The organism is Actinosynnema sp. NPDC023794 (assembly GCF_040639675.1).
In the GTDB taxonomy this organism is placed as follows: Bacteria; Actinomycetota; Actinomycetes; order Mycobacteriales; family Pseudonocardiaceae; genus Actinosynnema; species Actinosynnema luteola.
In genome coordinates this window covers 414,661-431,110 of sequence record NZ_JBFAFR010000001.1, presented here as the reverse complement: position 1 = coordinate 431,110, position 16,450 = coordinate 414,661, and the positions used below count along the sequence as shown (strand labels likewise).

Below are 16,450 nucleotides of genomic sequence, written 5' to 3'. Positions count from 1 at the left end.
CTTCGCAGACAGTAGGGACGTGTGAACACTGTGTGGTGATGGTCGGGCGGCCGGCCGGTGAACGACCGGCGAACCGCTCACACGTACATCACTGATGGGTGTATCCGGCCGGCTCACGCTCGGGGAGCACCCCGAAGCGGCAGCCGCCCGCCGTCAGTGCAGCTCTGCCGCCGCCGCGCGGAACACCGCGTCGGCGACGCGGGCCAGTGGCGGCGAGTCGAGCTTCCACTGCTGCCAGTGCAGCAGCACGTCCACGGGCTTGTCGGGGGCCAGGTGCACGAGCCTGCGGTGCGCGGCGATCTGGTGCTCGGTCAGCAGCGCCCACCCCGCGCCCGCGACCACGGCGTCCTCGAACACGTGGCCGTCGGGCAGGTGGTGGCGGCGCGCGGAGGCGTTGTGGCCGGAGAGCTCGCGGCAGAACCGGTCCTGCAGGTCGTCCTTCTCGTCGAACACGATCACCGGCGCGTCGTGCAGCGGCTGCCCGTCGGCGAGCCAGCGCCGGGTGAACCGCTTGGTGGCCACCGCGTGGTAGCGGATGCTCCCGAGTGGACGGACGGCGCAACCCTGCACCGGCTGGGGCGACGACGTGACGGCGCCCACGACGAGGCCCTGGCGCAGCAGTTCGGCGGTGTGGTCCTGGTCGTCGCGCCGCACCGTCAGCACCAGGCCCTCGTCGGCGGCCAGTTCCCTGACCACGCGGCGGAACCAGGTGCCGAGCGAGTCGGCGTTGACCGCGACCGGGATCGGCGTCGGGTCCTCGACCAGGCCGAGCGCCTCGCGCGCGTCGCGGTCCAGCAACGCCTGCTGCCGCCCGTACCGGGCGATCACGGCCCCGGAGTCGGTGAGCCGTGCGGGCTTGGAACGCACCAGCAGCACCCGGCCGGTGCGCTGCTCCAACAGCTTGATCCGCTGACTCACCGCTGACGGCGTGACGTGCAACACCTTGGCGGCGGCATCGAACGTCCCCTCGTCCACCACCGCCAACAGCGTCCTCACGCACTCCGGATCGAGCATCACAATCGCTGATGATACATAAGAAAAGGTAGCTGGCCTTAACCGCGTCCGCTTCCTACCGTCGCTGTCGTGACCTACGCGCTGCTCGCCGGGCTCGGCACCGGACTGTCCCTCATCGTCGTGATCGGCGCCCAGAACGCCTTGGTGCTGCGCCAGGGCGTTCTGCGCCGGCAGGTGCCCGCGATCGTGGCCATCTGCGCGGGCTCGGACGCGCTGCTCATCGCGCTCGGCGTCGGCGGTGTCGGCGCGGTGTTCACGTCGTGGCCGGCGGCGTTGGCGGTGGTGCGGTGGGTCGGCGCGGCGTTCCTGATCGGCTACGGGGTGCTGGCGGCACGGCGGGTGCTGCGGCCGTCCGCGTTGGAGCTCGACGGCGCGGCGAAGGCCGGCGCGGCCGTGATCGTCACCTGCCTGGCGCTGACCTGGCTCAACCCGCACGTGTACCTGGACACCGTGCTGCTGCTGGGCACGGCGTCCACCGGGTTCGGCGACGACCGGTGGTGGTTCGCGGCCGGCGCCATCACGGGCAGCGTGCTGTGGTTCAGCGCGCTCGGGTTCGGTGCGCGCTGGCTGTCCGGCGCCTTCACCCGACCGTCGGCCTGGCGCCTCCTGGACGCCGCGGTCGCCGTGGTGGTCACCGCCACCGGCGTCTCCCTCGTCCTCTAGCACGGAACCGGCAGGCTCAGAGCCGAGTCGTGACCCAGGCCCGCTCGTGGACCTCCTTCACCGCGACCTCGACCGGGCTGTACGACGCCGGGTCGACCCGGCGGTAGCCGTGGCGCACCACGCCCTGGTGGATCACCTCCGACACCACGAGCACCGCGTGGTCCACGAGCCGTTCTCGCACCGGCGCGCTGTCGACCAACCGGCACGTCTTGTTGAGATCGGTCCCGACCCAGCCGTGCGGGTCGCGGTGCACCTCGCCCGCGTGCAGGCCGACCCGGACCCGGACGCGCAGCCCCGGCGCGACGCCCTGGTTGTGCTGCCGCAGCGTTCCCACCAACCGCGGGATGACCGGGTCGAGGAGGTCCAACTTGGACACCGCCGCCGGGATCAGGACCATCATGCCGTCACCGCGGTCCTGCACGGCCAGGTCGGACCACCTGACCCCGGCGGCGCGGAACCCGGTGCGCACGGCGTGGGTGAGCGCGTGCCGCGCCTCGATCTGCGCGGGATCGTGCCACCGCCCGAAGCCCGCGATGTCCACCACCAGGATGGACCGGTGCTCGGGGCCGGGCGCGTGCCGGACTGGCCGCAGCCGCCGCAGCGCCCACGTCACCACGTCCGGCGCGATGCTCATGGTCGTGCCGACTTCGTCGCCCGCGCGTCGAGCAGCGCGCGCCGCAACAGCAACGACCGGCTGACGAGCCCGATCGCGTGCGGGATCCTCTGGTGGCGCGGCAGGTCGGCGAGCTCGGCGCGGAACTCCTCGCCGTACCGGGCCTGGTGGTGCGCCGGCAGCACCGCGATCGCCACCGCGACCACCTTGCCGGCCGAAGCGGATTCGACCGCGGTCCGCTCGATCTCCTCGAGCCCGACCCGGATCGACCGCGCGCTGTCCAACAGCGGGCCGAAGCTGACGGTGGCCCGGAAGTTGACCTCCACCGCCGACTCCAGCGCCCGCACCCGTTCGTACACCTCGAACAGCCGCGCGTCGTCGAACACCCGGCCCCGCTCGATCGCCCGGCGCAGCTCCAACGCCAGGTCGTGCGCCAGCTTGCGGTCGAGGATGCGGTCGAGCTTGCCGTCCAACGCGGTCTCCAGCTCACGCGCGAGCGCGCTGATGTGCGCGAGCCGTCGCCGCCGCCTGGTCACGTCCCACCTGCCGCGTGCGGTCGCAGCAGGCCGAGCCGGGAGACCGGGGTCCTGGCCCGCGCCAGGGCCGCCTGGACCTGGGCGATGCTGTCCGGGTCCAGCAGGTAGTACCGGCGCCGGGGACGCCCGCGTTCCCTCGGGTCGACGTCCTCCCACCGGCTGCTGACCCACCCGCACTGCTCCAGGCGGGCCAGGATGGGGTGGACCGTGCCGCTCGGCAACCCCGCGACCTGGCAGATCTCCAGCCCGTACCGCGCCGTCGCGGGATCTTCCATCAGGACGCCCAGCACGAGCTGTGCGGGCAGCGTCATCCTGGGCCCTCGCCGTGAACCGACCATGGTCTAACTCTACCTAGGGGGTGGGGTCGGGCAAGTCCCCCGTTCGGGGGTTCACGCCCGGCCGGCGAAGAACTCCCTGATGTCCCCGACGAGCAGCTCGGGCACCTCCATCGCCGCGAAGTGCCCACCCCGGTCGAACTCGCTCCAGTGCTCGATCCGGTACGTCAGCTCCGCCAACGGCCGCACCGACAACACGATGTCGTGCGCGAACACGGCCACCCCCAACGGCGCGGGGCAGGCGTTGGACACGATCCCCGTCTCCTTCGCCAACCGCGCCGACGACCCCGCCGTCCCGGTGAGCCAGTACAGCATCACGTTGGTCAGCACCCGGTCGACGTCGATCTTCGAGCCCGGATCGACCCACTCGGTGAACTTCTCCGCGATCCACGCCAACTGCCCGACCGGCGAGTCCGTCAACGCGTAGGACACCGTCTGCGGTCGAGTCGCGTGCAGCACCTGGTACCCGGGCCGACTGCGCATCATCCCCTTGATCCGCTCCAGTCGCCGGCTGTCCTCCCCGGACAGCTCGACCCCCTCGATCGGCGGCGTGGGCAGGTAGTTCACGTGCACCGCCACCACGTTCCCGGGCGCGGCGGCGGCCATCGCCTTCGCGATCCCGGAACCCCAGTCGCCACCCTGCGTGCCATACCGCCGGTACCCGAGCCGGCTCATCACCTCCGTGAACGCCCGCGCCACCCGGTCGACGTCCCACCCGCGCGACGTCGTCGGCCCGGACAACCCGAACCCGGGGATCGACGGGATGACCAGGTGGAAGTCGCGCGACAGCGGCTCGATGACGTCCAGGAACTCCAGCACCGACCCCGGCCAGCCGTGGACCAGCACCAACGGCAACGCGTCCGCCTTGGTCGACCGGACGTGCACGAAGTGCACCCGCTGACCGTCGACCTCGGTCGTGAACTGCGGCAACGCGTTCAACTCCGCCTCGTGCCGCCGCCAGTCGTACCCGTTCGCCCAGCGATCCGCCAACGCGCGAACCTCCGCCACGGGGAACCCGTAGTCGAACCCGGCGTCCGGCAACTCCTCGGGCCACCGCGTCCGCCCCAACCGGTCGGCCAGGTCGTCCAACTCGGCCTGTGGCACGTCGAGGGCAAAAGGCTTGATCATCATTACTCCGTTGGTCTCACCAATGTTGGTGAGACCAACGGTACCTCACTTCGTTGGTAACGCCAACGACCAGTGCCGGTCTATCGTGAGCCCATGGCCACCTGGGACGACGTGCGGCGCATCGCCGTGGCGCTGCCCGAGGTAACCGAACGCCCGTCGTACGACCAACGACCGGCGTGGCGGGTGAAGGACAAGGCCTTCGCCTGGGACCGACCTCTGCGCAAGAGCGACCTGGCCGCCCTCGGCCCGACCGCACCGGACGGCCCGGTGCTGGCCGCGAGCGTGCCGGACCTGGGCGCGAAGGAAGCCCTGCTCGCCGACGACCCAACCGTCTACTTCACCACCCCGCACTTCGACGGCTACTCCGCGATCCTGGTCCGGCTGGCCGAGATCGACCCCGACGAACTGGCCGAACTGCTGACCGAAGCCTGGCTGACCCGCGCCCCGAAACGCCTCGCGCAGCAATACGAGGCCGACCACTGAGCCCGTAGGGACGTCGGTGGCATGACACGAGACCCGGACCGACAACGGACCCGGCGCAGAACCACCCACCAGGCCGTCATCCCGCTGATCTGCCCGTCCGACGAGGACGAGCCCTCGATCTCCGGCTGCTGACGCCACCCTCACCAGGTGCTGTTCACCAGCCCAGTCCCCAGATAGACCTGATCGAACCCGTTCCCGTCGTTGTCATCCGTGTACACCACCGTGATCTGACCCCAAGCGTCCACCCCGACCGCGGGCTCGTCCTGCCTGCCCGTCGCCGTCGACACCGTCACCTGACGCGGCAGCCGGCCCGCGACCGTGCCGTCCGGGTTGAGCCCTTGCGTCACCACGTCCTGCGCCTCGACCGACGACACCACGACGTTCAACTGGTCGTCGATGCCGATCTGCGGGTCCACACCCGCCAGCACCGTGTCCGCAGCCGTGCGCGCGGCACCGCCGGCGGCGAACGAGCGAACACCCACCTGCGCCGTGCCGGTGTGGTCGGTCTCCCAAGCCACCGTGTGGTCACCGTTGAAGTTCGCCGCCACGACGGCCCGTCGTTGCTGGCCGTCGCCGCTGACGTTCACGGCCCCCTGCCCGACCTTCACCCCGCCCGACGGCGTCAGGATCTTCCGGCCGATGTTGAAGAAGCCGTTGCCGTCGCCGTCCTCGTCCCACACCACGACGGCGTTGCCCGCCGCGCCCATGGCCACGTCCGGCCGCTGGTGCGTGCCGCCCGCCGTGTGCACCTGCGCCTCGTAGGTCTTCGACGTCACGGACGCGAACCCGGCGACGCGCACCGTGGGGTTGGTGGTGCTCTGCTTGTCCTCCCACGCCACCGCGAAACCGGTGCCGTCGGGATCGGCGGCCACGGCGGGGTTCAGCTGCTGGCCGTCGGTGTTGGCGTTGGCCCGCGCCGATCCGGTCACCGTGCCGCTCGTGTTCAGCACCCGCACCTGGATGTTGTAGTAGCCGTTGCCCTCGCCGTCGTCGGCCCACACGACGACCGCGGTGCCGTTGTCGTGCACCGCGACGTCCGGCTGGACGTGCCGCCAGTTGCCCGTGCCGCTGGTGGACAGCTTCTTCTCGTACCGGGACACGCCGTCCTTGAACAGGCGGATCCACACGTCGCTGTGCACGGGATCGGTGGGCGTGGCGTCGTCGCGGTCGTCCTCCCACACCACGGCGGTCCAGCCGTTGCGCACGGCGGCCACTGCGGCGTTGTCCTGGTCGCCGGTGGCGGTGCTGTTCGCCGCGATCCACGAGACCGCCGCGGACGCGGTTCCGGCGGAGCCTGCGAGCACGAGCGCCGCGATCACCGGCGCCGCGAGTGCTTTGATCAGCTTGGTCATGGCGCCTGCAATCCCGGGTTGCCTGCCTGGACGACGTAGCTCTGCAAGGTCCGGACCGGGTAGTCGCGAACGGTGACCCGGTCCAGGAAGCGGAAGTCGACGTTCATCTGGGACGGTGTGGTGACGGTGCGGACGTAGCCGCGCAGGTTCTTGTAGAACTTCACGTGCGGGTTGAGGCTGGACAGGCCCGCGTCGGTGGCGTTGCCGTCGCCGCCGGACGTGATCGACGTGGTCACCAGCTCCGTGCCGACGATCCGGTCCTGTGCGGCGTAGTCGTTCATCAGGTTGGCGGCCCACGACCGGTGCACGTCACCGGTCAGCACGACGGTGTTGCGCAGCCCCGCCGCGTCCCAGCCGCGTTGCAGCCGACCGCGGTTGGCGCTGTAGCCGTCCCACGAGTCCATCGACTTCGCGCCGTCGGCCGAGGCCAGCTTCTGCGCGAAGAACACCTGCTGGCCGAGGAGGTCCCAGGTGCCGAGCTTCTGCCGCATGCCGTCGAGCAGCCACGTCTCCTGCGTGCCGCCGAGCAGCGTGCGTGCCGGGTCGTCGGCCTCCGCGCACACCTTCGTGCCGTCGCCGCACGCCTGGTCGTCGCGGTGCTGGCGGGTGTCGAGCATGTGGAACGTGGCCAGGCTGCCCCAGCGGACCCGGCGGTACAGCTGCATGTTCTCCGCGACCGGGGCCTGCGCCGCCCGCAGCGGCATGTGCTCGTAGTACGCCTTGTACGCCGCCGCGCGTCGCACCTTGAAGTCGCCGGCGGGGGAGGTGTTGGCGCGCACCAGGTCCGCGTAGTTGTTCTCGACCTCGTGGTCGTCCCACACGACGAGCCACGGCGCGGCGGCGTGCGCGGCCTGGAGGTCGACGTCCGTCTTGTACTGCGCGTGCCGGACCCGGTAGTCGGCCAGGCCGGCGATCTCGACGGCGGGCGCGAACTTGCGCACCTTCGTGGTCGTGGCCGCGCCCTCGTAGATGTAGTCGCCCAGGTGCAGGATGAGGTGCGGGTTCTCCTCGGCCATCCGCCGGTAGGCGGTGAAGTAGCCTTCCTCGTAGTGCGAGCAGGAGGCGAACAGCATGGTCAGCGACGGGCTCGTGCCGACCGCGGGCGCGGTGACGCCGCGCCCGACCGGTGAGATGTGCCCGGCGGCGCGGAACCGGTAGAAGTACTCGCGGCCGGGCTGCAGGCCGGACACCTCGACGTGCACGCTGTGCGCCCACGACTGCGTCGCGGTCGCCGTGCCGCTGCGCGCGATCTGGGTGAACCGCTGGTCCGTCGCGACCTGCCACTCGACCGGGACCGAGGCGCTGCCCATGCCCCCGAGGCCGTCGGCGTTGAGCGGGCTGGGCGCGAGGCGCGTCCAGATGACGAAGCCGTCCGCGACGGGCTCACCGGAGGCGACGCCCAACGTGAACGGGTAGGAGATGGCGTTCGCCGCGGTGGGGGCGAGGACCGTCACGCCGGCGCTCGCGATGCCGCCGGCGATGAGCGTTCGTCGGGTCAGTGGGGACACAGCTCTCCTTCGGTGCAGGGCCGGGAAGAACGCGTTCCGGTACTGCGTACACGTCGAAGGTGATCAGTGGCCATCCCCGACGTGTACGCCCGGTGGAGCGGCCGAAGTGTTGTCGTGGGCGGCGCGAGGGGGGCGAAGGACGACAGTGCAGGTGAATGGCTGTCCAACTAGCAGCTGTATTGGTTACCGAAGAACCTGTCGAATGCCTCCGATCCCGGCTGATCGAGAATTCCCATGGACCTGCCCGCCGGGGGCGCCGCCGGGTGGATGGCGATGCCGGAGAGGCGGGCGGGCAGCCGGGGAGAACCGGTGGGGCTCGAAAAGAATCGGCCAACCCGCCATGGTTGGCCGGTTCACGGCCTGTCCTCCGGCTTGGTCCGGGCAGTCGGGCGACCGGCCGGGTAGCGGAGCCAACAGGCAAGTGACCTCATCGGACGACGAGGGGCCGGTAGGCCGAACCGGTGGCCACGACCGCTGGCCACGACCGCCTGCCAGGGCGCGACCGACCTCTCGCCCGGACCGACGGGGATGCCGCCGCGGAGTTCGGCGCGCTGCTCCGACAGGCGCGGAAGCGGAAGGCCCTGACGCAGGAGACGTTGGCCGAACGAGCCGGGGTGGGCGTGCGCACCGTCCAGCGGTTGGAGGCCGGCGCCGCCCCGGGCCTGACGGTGGCGACGGTGCGAGACCTGGCCGACGCGCTCGGACTGCGGCTCGGGTCGACCGAGCGCGACAGCTTCCTGCGCGCGGCCGTCGACGGCAGCAGGGCGCTCCACCACGCGAACCCGATCTTTGCCGACACCGACCCGGGCCACCAGTCGACCCGCTCACGCCACTGACCCGCTCACACCACCGTCACGTGGTCGGCTCGACGCGCGCCTGCCGCCGCCACCGCGGTCCAGCACTCCGGCGTCGTGAACCCGCACCCGGCGAACGCCTCCAGAACCGCCGTCGTGCACGCCCGCACCGCCGTCTCCTCCACCAGCGCGATCACACAACCGCCGAACCCGCCACCGGTCATCCGCGCGCCCAGCGCACCCGCCGCCACCAACGCCTCCACCGCGACGTCCAGCTCCGGCACCGTCACCTCGTAGTCGTCGCGCAACGACACGTGCGACTCGGTCAACAGCGGCCCGATCTCGCGGATCCGCCCGGTGCGCAGCAGGTCCGCCACCCGCGCCACCCGCTCGTTCTCCGTCACCACGTGCCGCACCCGCCGGCCGAGCCGCTCCGGCAGGTCCTGCTCCGCACCGTCCAGGTCCCGCAGCGCGGGCACCCCGAGCAACTCCGCCGCACGGTGGCAGTCGCGCCGCCGCGCCGCGTACTCGCCGTCCACCAACCGGTGCGGCGCCTTCGTGTCCACCACCAGCAGCGTGAGTCCGGCAGGCGCGAGGTCGAACGGGATGTGCTCGGTCTCCATCGAGCGCGTGTCGAGCAGCAACGCGTGCCGCTCCCGCGCCAGCAGGGACGCCGACTGGTCCATGATCCCGCACGGCATGCCGACGAACTCGTTCTCCGCCCGCTGCGCGATCCGCGCCAACGACCGCCGGTCCAGCGGCACACCGGACAGCTCGGTCACCGCCAACGCGGTCGCGCTCTCCAACGCCGCCGACGACGACAACCCCGCCCCCAACGGCACCTGGCCGTCCACGAGCAGGCCGAACCCGCCGATCGGGTGACCCTCCTCGCGCAACGCCCACACCACGCCCGCCACGTAGGCCGCCCACCCGGTCACCGCGCCGGGCGCGAGGTCGACCACGCGGATCTCGGTCACGCCCGAAGCCTGCCGCGACGACAGCCGCAGCACGCCGTCGTCCCTTCGGGCCGCCGTGACCCGCACGACGTGCGGCAACGCGATCGGCAGCACGAAACCGCCGTTGTAGTCGGTGTGCTCGCCGATCAGGTTGATCCGACCCGGCGCTTCGAAGACCCCGTCCCGCGTCATGCTCCACCCCTCGTGCTCTCCCGGACCTCCAACGAGAACGGCGTCCGCACGTGCTCCGGCGGCCGTCCAGGGTCGTCGACGCGCCGTCGCAGCAGGTCGACCGCCGCCCGTGCGATCGCGGCCTTGTCCGGCGCGACCGTGGTCAGCGTCGGCATGCTGTACGTGCCTTCCTCGGTGTTGTCGAACCCGACCACCGCGATGTCGGCGGGCACCCGCACGCCGCGTTCGGCCGCGGAGCGCACCGCGCCCACCGCGAGCAGGTCGTTGAAGCAGAACACCGCGTCCGGCGGCTCGTCGGCGGCGAGCAGGCGCGCCATCGCCTCCGCGCCGTCGCGGCGGTGGTAGTTCAACGCGGTCGCGACCAACTCGTCGCGCACCGGCAGACCGGCCTCGCCGAGGGCCTTGCGGTAGCCCTCCAGGCGCTGCGCCGCCGTGCCGCGGTGGGGGTGCGCGCCGATCGCCGCGATCCGGGTGCGGCCGAGGCTGACCAGGTGCGCCACGGCGACCCGTGCCGCTTCCACGTTGTCGATGCCGACGTGGTCGATCGGCAGGTCCACCGAGTGCTCGCCGAGCATCACCACCGGTATGCCGGGCGCCAGCTCGCCGAAGTCGCGCGCCTCCAGCGCCTCCGGGCTCACGATCGCGCCGTCGATCATGTGCGGGCCGAGCGAGGCCAGCACGTCCCGTTCACCCTCGCGGGTGCCCAGGGTCTGCTCGATCAGCACGTTCCACTCCTGCTCCTGCTCCTGCGCCGCGCCGAGCACCAGCCCGGCCAGCTCCGCGAAGTACGGCACGACCAGTTCCGGCAGCACGAGGGCCAGGAACCCGGTCCGGCCGCGGCGCAGGTTGCGCGCGCCGATGTTGGGCCGGTAGCCGGTGGCGGTGAGCGCCTCCTCGACCCGGCGGCGGTTCTCCGGTTTCACGAACGCGTGGCCGTTGACGACGTTCGACACCGTCTTCACCGACACGCCGGCCAGCGCGGCGACGTCCTTGAGCGTGGCCAAGCGGTGCCTCCGGTGCTCTCGGGTCGGGGCCTTCGGCAGGGATTCTCGGGAACGACCGGGATCGTAGCCGGCCGGCCGGCCGCTTTACAACGTTGTATCAACGAGGTAGGAACTGCACGTGACCCAGGTCACGACCGCTGCCGCACCCGGGTCACGAGCACCGACAGCACTACCAGCACCGAGCTCACGAGCACCCACGTCACCAGCACCCTGCCGATCGTGGAGCCACCCATGCGCAAGCTGTCGTCCGGCCTGACCGGACTGCTGGTCCTCAGCACCCTCCTCGTCGCGCTGCCCGGCGCCGCCAACGCGGCGGTCTGGCAGCCCAAACCGGCGCCGCTCACCACCCCGTGGACGGGTCAGGTGTCGCCGACCAACGCGTTGCCCGAGTACCCGCGCCCGCAGCTGGTCCGGTCGGACTGGCTCAACCTCAACGGCGTGTGGGAGTTCGCCGGCGCGCCGAACCTGTCCTCGCCGCCGTTCGGCCGCACGCTCGCCGAGGGCGTCCTGGTGCCCTACCCGATCGAGTCCGCGCTGTCGGGCATCAAGCGGCACGAGGACCACATGTTCTACCGCCGCGCGTTCACCACACCGGCCGGGTGGAACGGCCGCCGCGTGAAGCTGAACTTCGGCGCGGTCACCTGGGAGACCCGCGTCTGGGTCAACGGCGTCAGCGTCGGCGTCCACACCGGCGGGTTCGACGCGTTCTCGTTCGACATCACCTCCGCGCTGCGTGCGGGCGCGAACGAGGTGATCGTCGGCGTGCGGTCCACGGTCGACGGCAGCCAGTACCCGATCGGCAAGCAGCGCCGCGACCCCAGCGGCATCTTCTACACGGCGGCGTCCGGCATCTGGCAGACGGTGTGGCTGGAGCCGGTCGCGGCCAACCACATCACGCGCCTGGACACCACGCCGGACGTGCCGGCGGGCGTGCTCGACCTGGTCGTGCAGGGCACGGCCGGCCAGCCGGTGCGCGCCGAGGTCCTGTCCGGCGGGCAGGTCGTCGGCACGGCGAGCGGCACGGTGGGCGGTCACCTGCGCGTGCCCGTGCCGAACGCGAGGTTGTGGTCGCCGGACGACCCGTTCCTCTACGACCTGCGGGTCACCTTGGGCAGCGACGTCGTCACCGGGTACTTCGGCATGAGGTCGCTGGGCAAGGCGGTGGTCGGCGGCGTGATGCGACCGCTGCTCAACGGCAAGTTCGTGTTCCAGCTCGGCACCCTCGACCAGGGCTACTGGCCCGACGGCATCTACACCGCGCCCACCGACGCCGCCCTGCGGTTCGACCTGGAGCGCCAGAAGGCGCTCGGCTTCAACATGGTGCGCAAGCACATCAAGGTCGAGCCGGCCCGGTGGTTCTACCACGCCGACCGGCTCGGGCTGATGGTGTGGCAGGACATGCCGTCGCTGGACGCGGTGGACGAGGTGCCCAACGGGCGCACCCACTTCGAGTCCGAGCTGCGGCGGATCGTCGACCAGCTCAAGGGCATCACGTCGATCGTGCAGTGGGTGCCGTTCAACGAGGGCTGGGGCGAGTACGACGCGGGCCGGATCGTGGACCTGGTCCGGTCGATCGACAACACCCGGCTGATCAACCACAACTCGGGTTCGAACTGCTGCGTCTCCGACCCCGATCCGGGCAACGGCGACATCATCGACGACCACGCGTATCAGATGTCGAGCGCGACGCGCCTGCCCGACGCCAACCGGGTCGCGGTGCTGGGTGAGTTCGGCGGGCTGGGCCGGCGGGTCGTCGGCCACGAGTGGCAGCCGGGCGCCGGGTTCGCGTACGGCGAGCTGTTCCCGGACGAGGCGTCGTTGACCGGGCGGTACGTGGAGATCACCAAGGAGGTCGGCCGGTTCGTGCACACGCGCGGGCTGTCGGCTTCGGTGTACACCGAGCCGTATGACGTGGAGAACGAGGTCAACGGCTTCTACACCTACGACCGCCAGGTGCTGAAGGTGTCCGAGTCGCGGGTGCGCGACGTCAACCGGCGGGTGCTGGCGCTGGCCGAGGGCACCGAGGTCGGGCGCGGCGAGGTGATCTCGTTGCGGGTGACCACGCCCGGCTACACCGACCGGCACCTGAGGCACCGGGACGCCCTGGCGCGCACCGACGTGATCTCCGACGACACGGGTCGGCTGGACGCCACGTTCTGGGCCAGGCCCGGGTTGTCGGACGCGGCGTGCCTGTCGTTCGAGTCGCGCAACTTCCCGGGGCGGTACCTGCGGCACTCCGCGTCGCGCGTGCGGTCGGACGTCAACGACGGGTCGGCGGCGTTCGCCGGCGACGCCACGTTCTGCGCGCGGGCCGGGGCGGGCGGCACGGTGCTGGAGTCGCGCAACCTGCCCGGCCAGTTCATCCGGCACTACCAGGAGGGCGTGTACCTGGCGCGGTCCGGCGGGACGAACCCGTGGGACAGCGCGACGAGCTTCGCGGCGGACACGACGTGGGCGGCGGTCGTGCCGCTCTGGCGCAGCGGTGCGGACCTCCCGCTGGACCAGGCGCGGTCGTTCCGGGTGACGACGGCCGGCTTCACGGACCGGTACCTGCGGCACCAGGACGGCTTGGCGCGGACCGACGTGGTGAACGCGGGCAGTTCGGCGTTGCTGAAGGGTGACGCGACCTTCGTCGTGCGGCGTGGTCTGGCGGAGCCGTCGTGCTACTCGTTCGAGTCGCGCAACTACCCGGGGCAGTACCTGCGGCACGCGGCGTTCCGGGTGAGGTTGGGCGCGTCGGACGGGAGCGACCTGTTCCGGCGGGACGCGACGTTCTGCGCCCAGCCCGGTGTCGGTGGCGTGCGGTTGGCGTCGGTGAACGAGTTGGGCGCGAGCGTGCGGCACTACGCGGAGGAGGTGTGGGTGGCGGTGAACGGTGGCGCTCACGCGTACGACAACCCGACGTCGTACGACGCGGACGTGAGCTGGGCCGTGACCGCGCCCTGGACTCCGTAGTCCTTTGTGGACCCGCACGGTGGTGCTGCTACCGTGCGGGTCCATGAAAGGGTTCGCCGTGCTCGGCACGGTGCTGCTGTGCGTTCTCGCGCCGATCGCCATGGTGTACGGGTTGATGGCGTTCACCCCGACGGGTAGTTGTGACTACTCGGTGTCGGGCGTGTGTTCGTACGGGCGGGTGCCGATGATCGTGGCCGCCGGTGGCACCGCGCTGGTGTGGGCGGCCTCGGCGGTGCTGACGTGGGCGGGCACTCGTGGCCGGCCTCGGGTGTACGTGCCCTACGCGGCGCTCGCGGTGATCGTGCTGCTGCTGGTCGTGGCCGGGCGGTTGGCCGGGTAGACCGAGCGGGCGAGCCAGACCAGCGCGCCGCCGACGACGACGTGCAGGGCGCTGGTGAACAGCGAGTCCGGCAGGCGGGTGGCGAAGGTGAAGACCGGCAGGGCGATGGCGTAGGTCCACACCGGGACGGGCGGGTGGACGCGGCTCTTGATCATGCTGATCGCGAAGGTGGCCGTGCCGAGGGCGAAGACCAGGGCGCCGGCGGCGAGGACCGTGGTGGCGGGTGCGGCGAGCGTCGGCTGGTCGAGGTGGAACAGGACGATGTTCACCGCGTAGGCCGCCGCGCCGAACAGGCCGAGGCCGACGATGTTCGCCGCGTAGCCGGTGGAGCTCAGGGCGGTGCGGGGTTGTTTGAGGTAGAGGGCGGTGACGAGCGGTGCGGCCAGGGCGGGGGAGACGCCGAGCACCAGGCTGGTGGCGGTCGTCTCGCCGGTGAACGCCTCGATCGCTCCCGGTAGGGCGATGAAGAGGCCCGAGAGCGTGCCGCAGAAGGCGCCGAATCGCAGCAGGAACGTCATGGTGGGGACGGTATTCGCGCACGTCGGGGCGCTGGGAGTGCCGAGCGGCCAGTGTCGGGGGTGCCGATCGGCACGTGCCGCCGACTGCCACTATCGGGTGATCCTCACGATGCGCATCAACCAGAACGCCGTTTTCGAAGCCCTCGAACGTCGGTTGAACGAAGAGGCCGCCCTCAACCACCGGTGCCTGCGCCCCTCACCACCGGCGTGTGCCCACTGGCGGGTCGGGCCTGCGGCGCTCCATCACTGGCGGCCTCCGGCCTCCGGCCTCCGGCGGCAGGCGCGGGATCAGGGGCGTGCGACGTAGCCTGCGGGTGTGCGTCCTCTGTCGTGGTTGTCGCCGCTGCTGTGCGGCGTGGTGATGGTGGCCGGCGGCTACGCGGGGCTGGCCGGGCTCGGGGAGACGCGGTGGCTGCCGTTCGTCGCCGGTCTCGTCGCGCTCGTGCTGGTCGACGTGCTCGGGTCGCGGTATCCGGCGCTCGGTTCGCGACCGTCGGCGTTCGGCCCCCGGCGCACGGCGGTCGATTCCCGGCGCTCGGCCGCCGAGTCCCGGTATTCGGCGGCAGTCGGGTCGCGGTACCGGGCGGTCGTCGTGCTGGCGGTTCAGGCGGGGCTGGTGGTGGTGATCGCGTTCGCCGACGGGTCGGGCATGGCGCGGGTGTTGTTCTTGCTCTTGCCGTTCGGCGCGTACTTCGCGTTCGGGCGGGTGGTGGCGGTCGGGGTCGGGGTGGGTACGGCGGCCTTCCTGGTGGTTGCGTTCCAGCTCACCGAGCCGGGGTGGACGCGGTCGGTCGAGCACGTGTCCGACCTGTTGATGTTCGGGATCGGGCTCGTGCTGGCGTTGGCCATGGCCGAGCTGTCGGCCGCCGCCGAGCGGAATCGCGTGGCGCGGGACGTGCACGACGGGCTCGGGCACCACCTCACCGCGGTGTCGGTGCTGCTGGAGAAGGCGTCGGTCTTCCGGGAACGGGACGCGGCGGTGGCGGATCAGGCGATCGAGGACGCGCGGGAGTCCGCGAGGCGGGCGTTGGAGGACGTGCGCACGTCCGTCCGGGCCATGCGTGAGCCCTTCCGGTTGGCTGAGTCGCTGGCGCGCCTGGCCGGTGGGCTGGGGGTGTCCGTCGCCTGCACGGGTGATGAATCCCGTTACGCTCCCGGCACCCTGTTGGCGCTCTACCGGGCCGCGCAGGAGGGGATCACCAACGCGATGCGCCACGCCGGCGGCTCGGACGTCACGGTGACCGTGCACTGCGGACCCCGGCAGGCGCGGTTGGTCGTCGCCGATGACGGGCCCGGGTTCTCGGCGGAACGGGAGGACTTCGGCCTGCGCGGGGTGCGCGAGCGGATCGGGTTGGTCGGTGGGTCGGTCGAGGTGGACGGTGGCGCGGGCACCCGGCTGACGGTGGTCGTGCCCAGGGGGACCGTGTGAGCGACGTGCGCGTGGTCGTGGTGGACGACCAGCAGCTCATCCGCGAGAGCATCGCCGCCCTGCTCGACATCCAGCCGGGCATCGCGGTGGTCGGCGCGGCCGGGGACGGGGAGGCCGCTGTCGAGCTGGTGGTCGCCGAAGAGCCGGACGTGGTGTTGATGGACGTGCGGATGCCGGTGATGGACGGCATCGACGCGCTCGCGGAACTGCGCCGTCGTGGTGAGCGGGCGCGGGTGGTCATGTTGACGACGTTCGACGACGAGGGGTACGTGGTCCGGGCGCTGAAGGCGGGTGCCAGCGGCTACCTGCTCAAGGACCGGCCGGCCGTCGAGCTGGCGGCGGCGGTGCGGCTCGCGCACTCGGGCGTGGTGCAGTTCGACCCGGCCGCGGCGGCTCGGCTGGCGTCCGCGTTGGGGACCGAGCGGCCGGACGGGCTCACCGAACGCGAGGTGGACGTGCTGCGGCTGGTCGCCGGGGGACGCACGAACCGCGAGATAGCCGGACGCCTGCACCTCAGCGAGGGCACGGTGAAGAACCACGTCTCCCGCATCCTCGGGCGGCTCGGCCTGCGCGACCGCACGCAGGCCGCCGTCTACGCCCGCGACCGGGGCCTCCTGTAGTCCTGCGCCG

17 protein-coding genes are annotated in these 16,450 nt (G+C 71.7%); 7 read left to right on the top strand and 10 right to left on the bottom strand.

Features of this window, described 5'->3' with window-relative positions; genetic code table 11:
* Positions 1-153: 153 nt before the first annotated feature.
* Entirely contained in the window at positions 154-1,014 is an 861-nt protein-coding gene (locus AB0H12_RS01885; RefSeq protein WP_499620787.1) for a LysR family transcriptional regulator ArgP, read from the bottom strand.
* A gap of 69 nt (positions 1,015-1,083) precedes the next feature.
* Between AB0H12_RS01885 and AB0H12_RS01880 the strand changes: the two genes are divergently transcribed.
* Positions 1,084-1,677, top strand: coding sequence for a LysE/ArgO family amino acid transporter (locus AB0H12_RS01880; RefSeq protein WP_499620089.1), 594 nt, complete (start codon positions 1,084-1,086; stop codon positions 1,675-1,677).
* A 16-nt stretch (positions 1,678-1,693) separates the two neighbouring features.
* On the opposite strand, the gene AB0H12_RS01875 is transcribed toward AB0H12_RS01880, so the two are convergent.
* From AB0H12_RS01875 to AB0H12_RS01860, 4 genes are all read right to left on the bottom strand, one after another.
* A complete protein-coding gene (locus AB0H12_RS01875) occupies positions 1,694-2,311 on the bottom strand; it encodes a nucleotidyl cyclase domain-containing protein (RefSeq protein ID WP_499620087.1) in 618 nt (205 codons plus the stop codon).
* Positions 2,308-2,826, bottom strand: coding sequence for a hypothetical protein (locus AB0H12_RS01870; protein ID WP_499620085.1), 519 nt, complete (start codon positions 2,824-2,826; stop codon positions 2,308-2,310). The genes AB0H12_RS01875 and AB0H12_RS01870 overlap by 4 nt, the downstream gene beginning before the upstream one ends.
* A complete protein-coding gene (locus AB0H12_RS01865) occupies positions 2,823-3,137 on the bottom strand; it encodes a PadR family transcriptional regulator (protein ID WP_499620083.1) in 315 nt (104 codons plus the stop codon). The genes AB0H12_RS01870 and AB0H12_RS01865 overlap by 4 nt, the downstream gene beginning before the upstream one ends.
* 78 nt (positions 3,138-3,215) lie before the next feature.
* Positions 3,216-4,289, bottom strand: a complete 1,074-nt coding sequence (locus AB0H12_RS01860; protein WP_499620082.1) for an epoxide hydrolase family protein — start codon at positions 4,287-4,289, stop codon at positions 3,216-3,218.
* A gap of 93 nt (positions 4,290-4,382) precedes the next feature.
* Here AB0H12_RS01860 and AB0H12_RS01855 point away from each other — a divergent pair, with 93 nt between their 5' ends.
* Complete coding sequence (locus tag AB0H12_RS01855; protein WP_499620080.1) at positions 4,383-4,772, top strand: MmcQ/YjbR family DNA-binding protein; 390 nt, start codon at positions 4,383-4,385, stop codon at positions 4,770-4,772.
* A gap of 140 nt (positions 4,773-4,912) precedes the next feature.
* Here the strand turns inward: AB0H12_RS01855 and AB0H12_RS01850 are convergent, their stop codons facing one another.
* Positions 4,913-6,124 carry a hypothetical protein gene (locus AB0H12_RS01850; protein ID WP_499620078.1) on the bottom strand — a complete coding sequence of 404 codons (1,212 nt, stop codon included), beginning with the start codon at positions 6,122-6,124 and terminating at the stop codon, positions 4,913-4,915.
* Positions 6,121-7,632, bottom strand: coding sequence for an alkaline phosphatase D family protein (locus AB0H12_RS01845; RefSeq protein WP_499620076.1), 1,512 nt, complete (start codon positions 7,630-7,632; stop codon positions 6,121-6,123). Before AB0H12_RS01845 ends, AB0H12_RS01850 begins: the two co-directional genes overlap by 4 nt.
* A gap of 461 nt (positions 7,633-8,093) precedes the next feature.
* On the opposite strand from AB0H12_RS01845, the gene AB0H12_RS01840 reads away from it, so the two are divergent.
* Positions 8,094-8,468, top strand: a complete 375-nt coding sequence (locus AB0H12_RS01840; RefSeq protein ID WP_499620074.1) for a helix-turn-helix domain-containing protein — start codon at positions 8,094-8,096, stop codon at positions 8,466-8,468.
* Positions 8,469-8,473: 5 nt separating this feature from the next.
* Here AB0H12_RS01840 and galK read toward each other — a convergent pair whose 3' ends face one another.
* Positions 8,474-9,574 carry a galactokinase gene (galK, locus tag AB0H12_RS01835; protein WP_499620073.1) on the bottom strand — a complete coding sequence of 367 codons (1,101 nt, stop codon included), beginning with the start codon at positions 9,572-9,574 and terminating at the stop codon, positions 8,474-8,476.
* A complete protein-coding gene (locus tag AB0H12_RS01830) occupies positions 9,571-10,578 on the bottom strand; it encodes a LacI family DNA-binding transcriptional regulator (RefSeq protein WP_499620071.1) in 1,008 nt (335 codons plus the stop codon). The genes galK and AB0H12_RS01830 overlap by 4 nt, the downstream gene beginning before the upstream one ends.
* 231 nt (positions 10,579-10,809) lie before the next feature.
* Between AB0H12_RS01830 and AB0H12_RS01825 the strand changes: the two genes are divergently transcribed.
* Both AB0H12_RS01825 and AB0H12_RS01820 read left to right on the top strand, forming a co-directional pair.
* Complete coding sequence (locus AB0H12_RS01825) at positions 10,810-13,533, top strand: AbfB domain-containing protein (protein WP_499620070.1); 2,724 nt, start codon at positions 10,810-10,812, stop codon at positions 13,531-13,533.
* Positions 13,534-13,576: 43 nt separating this feature from the next.
* Complete coding sequence (locus AB0H12_RS01820; RefSeq protein WP_499620068.1) at positions 13,577-13,873, top strand: hypothetical protein; 297 nt, start codon at positions 13,577-13,579, stop codon at positions 13,871-13,873.
* On the opposite strand, the gene AB0H12_RS01815 is transcribed toward AB0H12_RS01820, so the two are convergent.
* A complete protein-coding gene (locus AB0H12_RS01815; RefSeq protein WP_499620067.1) occupies positions 13,813-14,391 on the bottom strand; it encodes a hypothetical protein in 579 nt (192 codons plus the stop codon). The two genes, AB0H12_RS01820 and AB0H12_RS01815, sit on opposite strands and share 61 nt — an antisense overlap.
* Before the next feature lie 316 nt (positions 14,392-14,707).
* Between AB0H12_RS01815 and AB0H12_RS01810 the strand changes: the two genes are divergently transcribed.
* Together AB0H12_RS01810 and AB0H12_RS01805 are read left to right on the top strand one after the other, a co-directional pair.
* Positions 14,708-15,820, top strand: a complete 1,113-nt coding sequence (locus AB0H12_RS01810; protein ID WP_499620065.1) for a sensor histidine kinase — start codon at positions 14,708-14,710, stop codon at positions 15,818-15,820.
* On the top strand, positions 15,817-16,440 hold the full coding sequence (locus tag AB0H12_RS01805; protein ID WP_499620063.1) for a response regulator: 624 nt from the start codon (positions 15,817-15,819) through the stop codon (positions 16,438-16,440). The genes AB0H12_RS01810 and AB0H12_RS01805 overlap by 4 nt, the downstream gene beginning before the upstream one ends.
* The last annotated feature ends 10 nt before the right edge of the window (positions 16,441-16,450 follow it).

Bases quoted from the DNA above. Each gene is read 5' to 3' on its own strand.
- AB0H12_RS01885 (WP_499620787.1), bottom strand. From the start codon at position 1,014: ATGCTCGATCCGGAGTGCGTGAGGACGCTGTTGGCGGTGGTGGACGAG.
- AB0H12_RS01875 (WP_499620087.1), bottom strand. From the start codon at position 2,311: ATGAGCATCGCGCCGGACGTGGTGACGTGGGCGCTGCGGCGGCTGCGG.
- AB0H12_RS01865 (WP_499620083.1), bottom strand. From the start codon at position 3,137: ATGACGCTGCCCGCACAGCTCGTGCTGGGCGTCCTGATGGAAGATCCC.
- AB0H12_RS01860 (WP_499620082.1), bottom strand. From the start codon at position 4,289: ATGATCAAGCCTTTTGCCCTCGACGTGCCACAGGCCGAGTTGGACGAC.
- AB0H12_RS01855 (WP_499620080.1), top strand. From the start codon at position 4,383: ATGGCCACCTGGGACGACGTGCGGCGCATCGCCGTGGCGCTGCCCGAG.
- AB0H12_RS01850 (WP_499620078.1), bottom strand. From the start codon at position 6,124: ATGACCAAGCTGATCAAAGCACTCGCGGCGCCGGTGATCGCGGCGCTC.
- galK (WP_499620073.1), bottom strand. From the start codon at position 9,574: ATGACGCGGGACGGGGTCTTCGAAGCGCCGGGTCGGATCAACCTGATC.
- AB0H12_RS01825 (WP_499620070.1), top strand. From the start codon at position 10,810: ATGCGCAAGCTGTCGTCCGGCCTGACCGGACTGCTGGTCCTCAGCACC.
- AB0H12_RS01820 (WP_499620068.1), top strand. From the start codon at position 13,577: ATGAAAGGGTTCGCCGTGCTCGGCACGGTGCTGCTGTGCGTTCTCGCG.
- AB0H12_RS01815 (WP_499620067.1), bottom strand. From the start codon at position 14,391: ATGACGTTCCTGCTGCGATTCGGCGCCTTCTGCGGCACGCTCTCGGGC.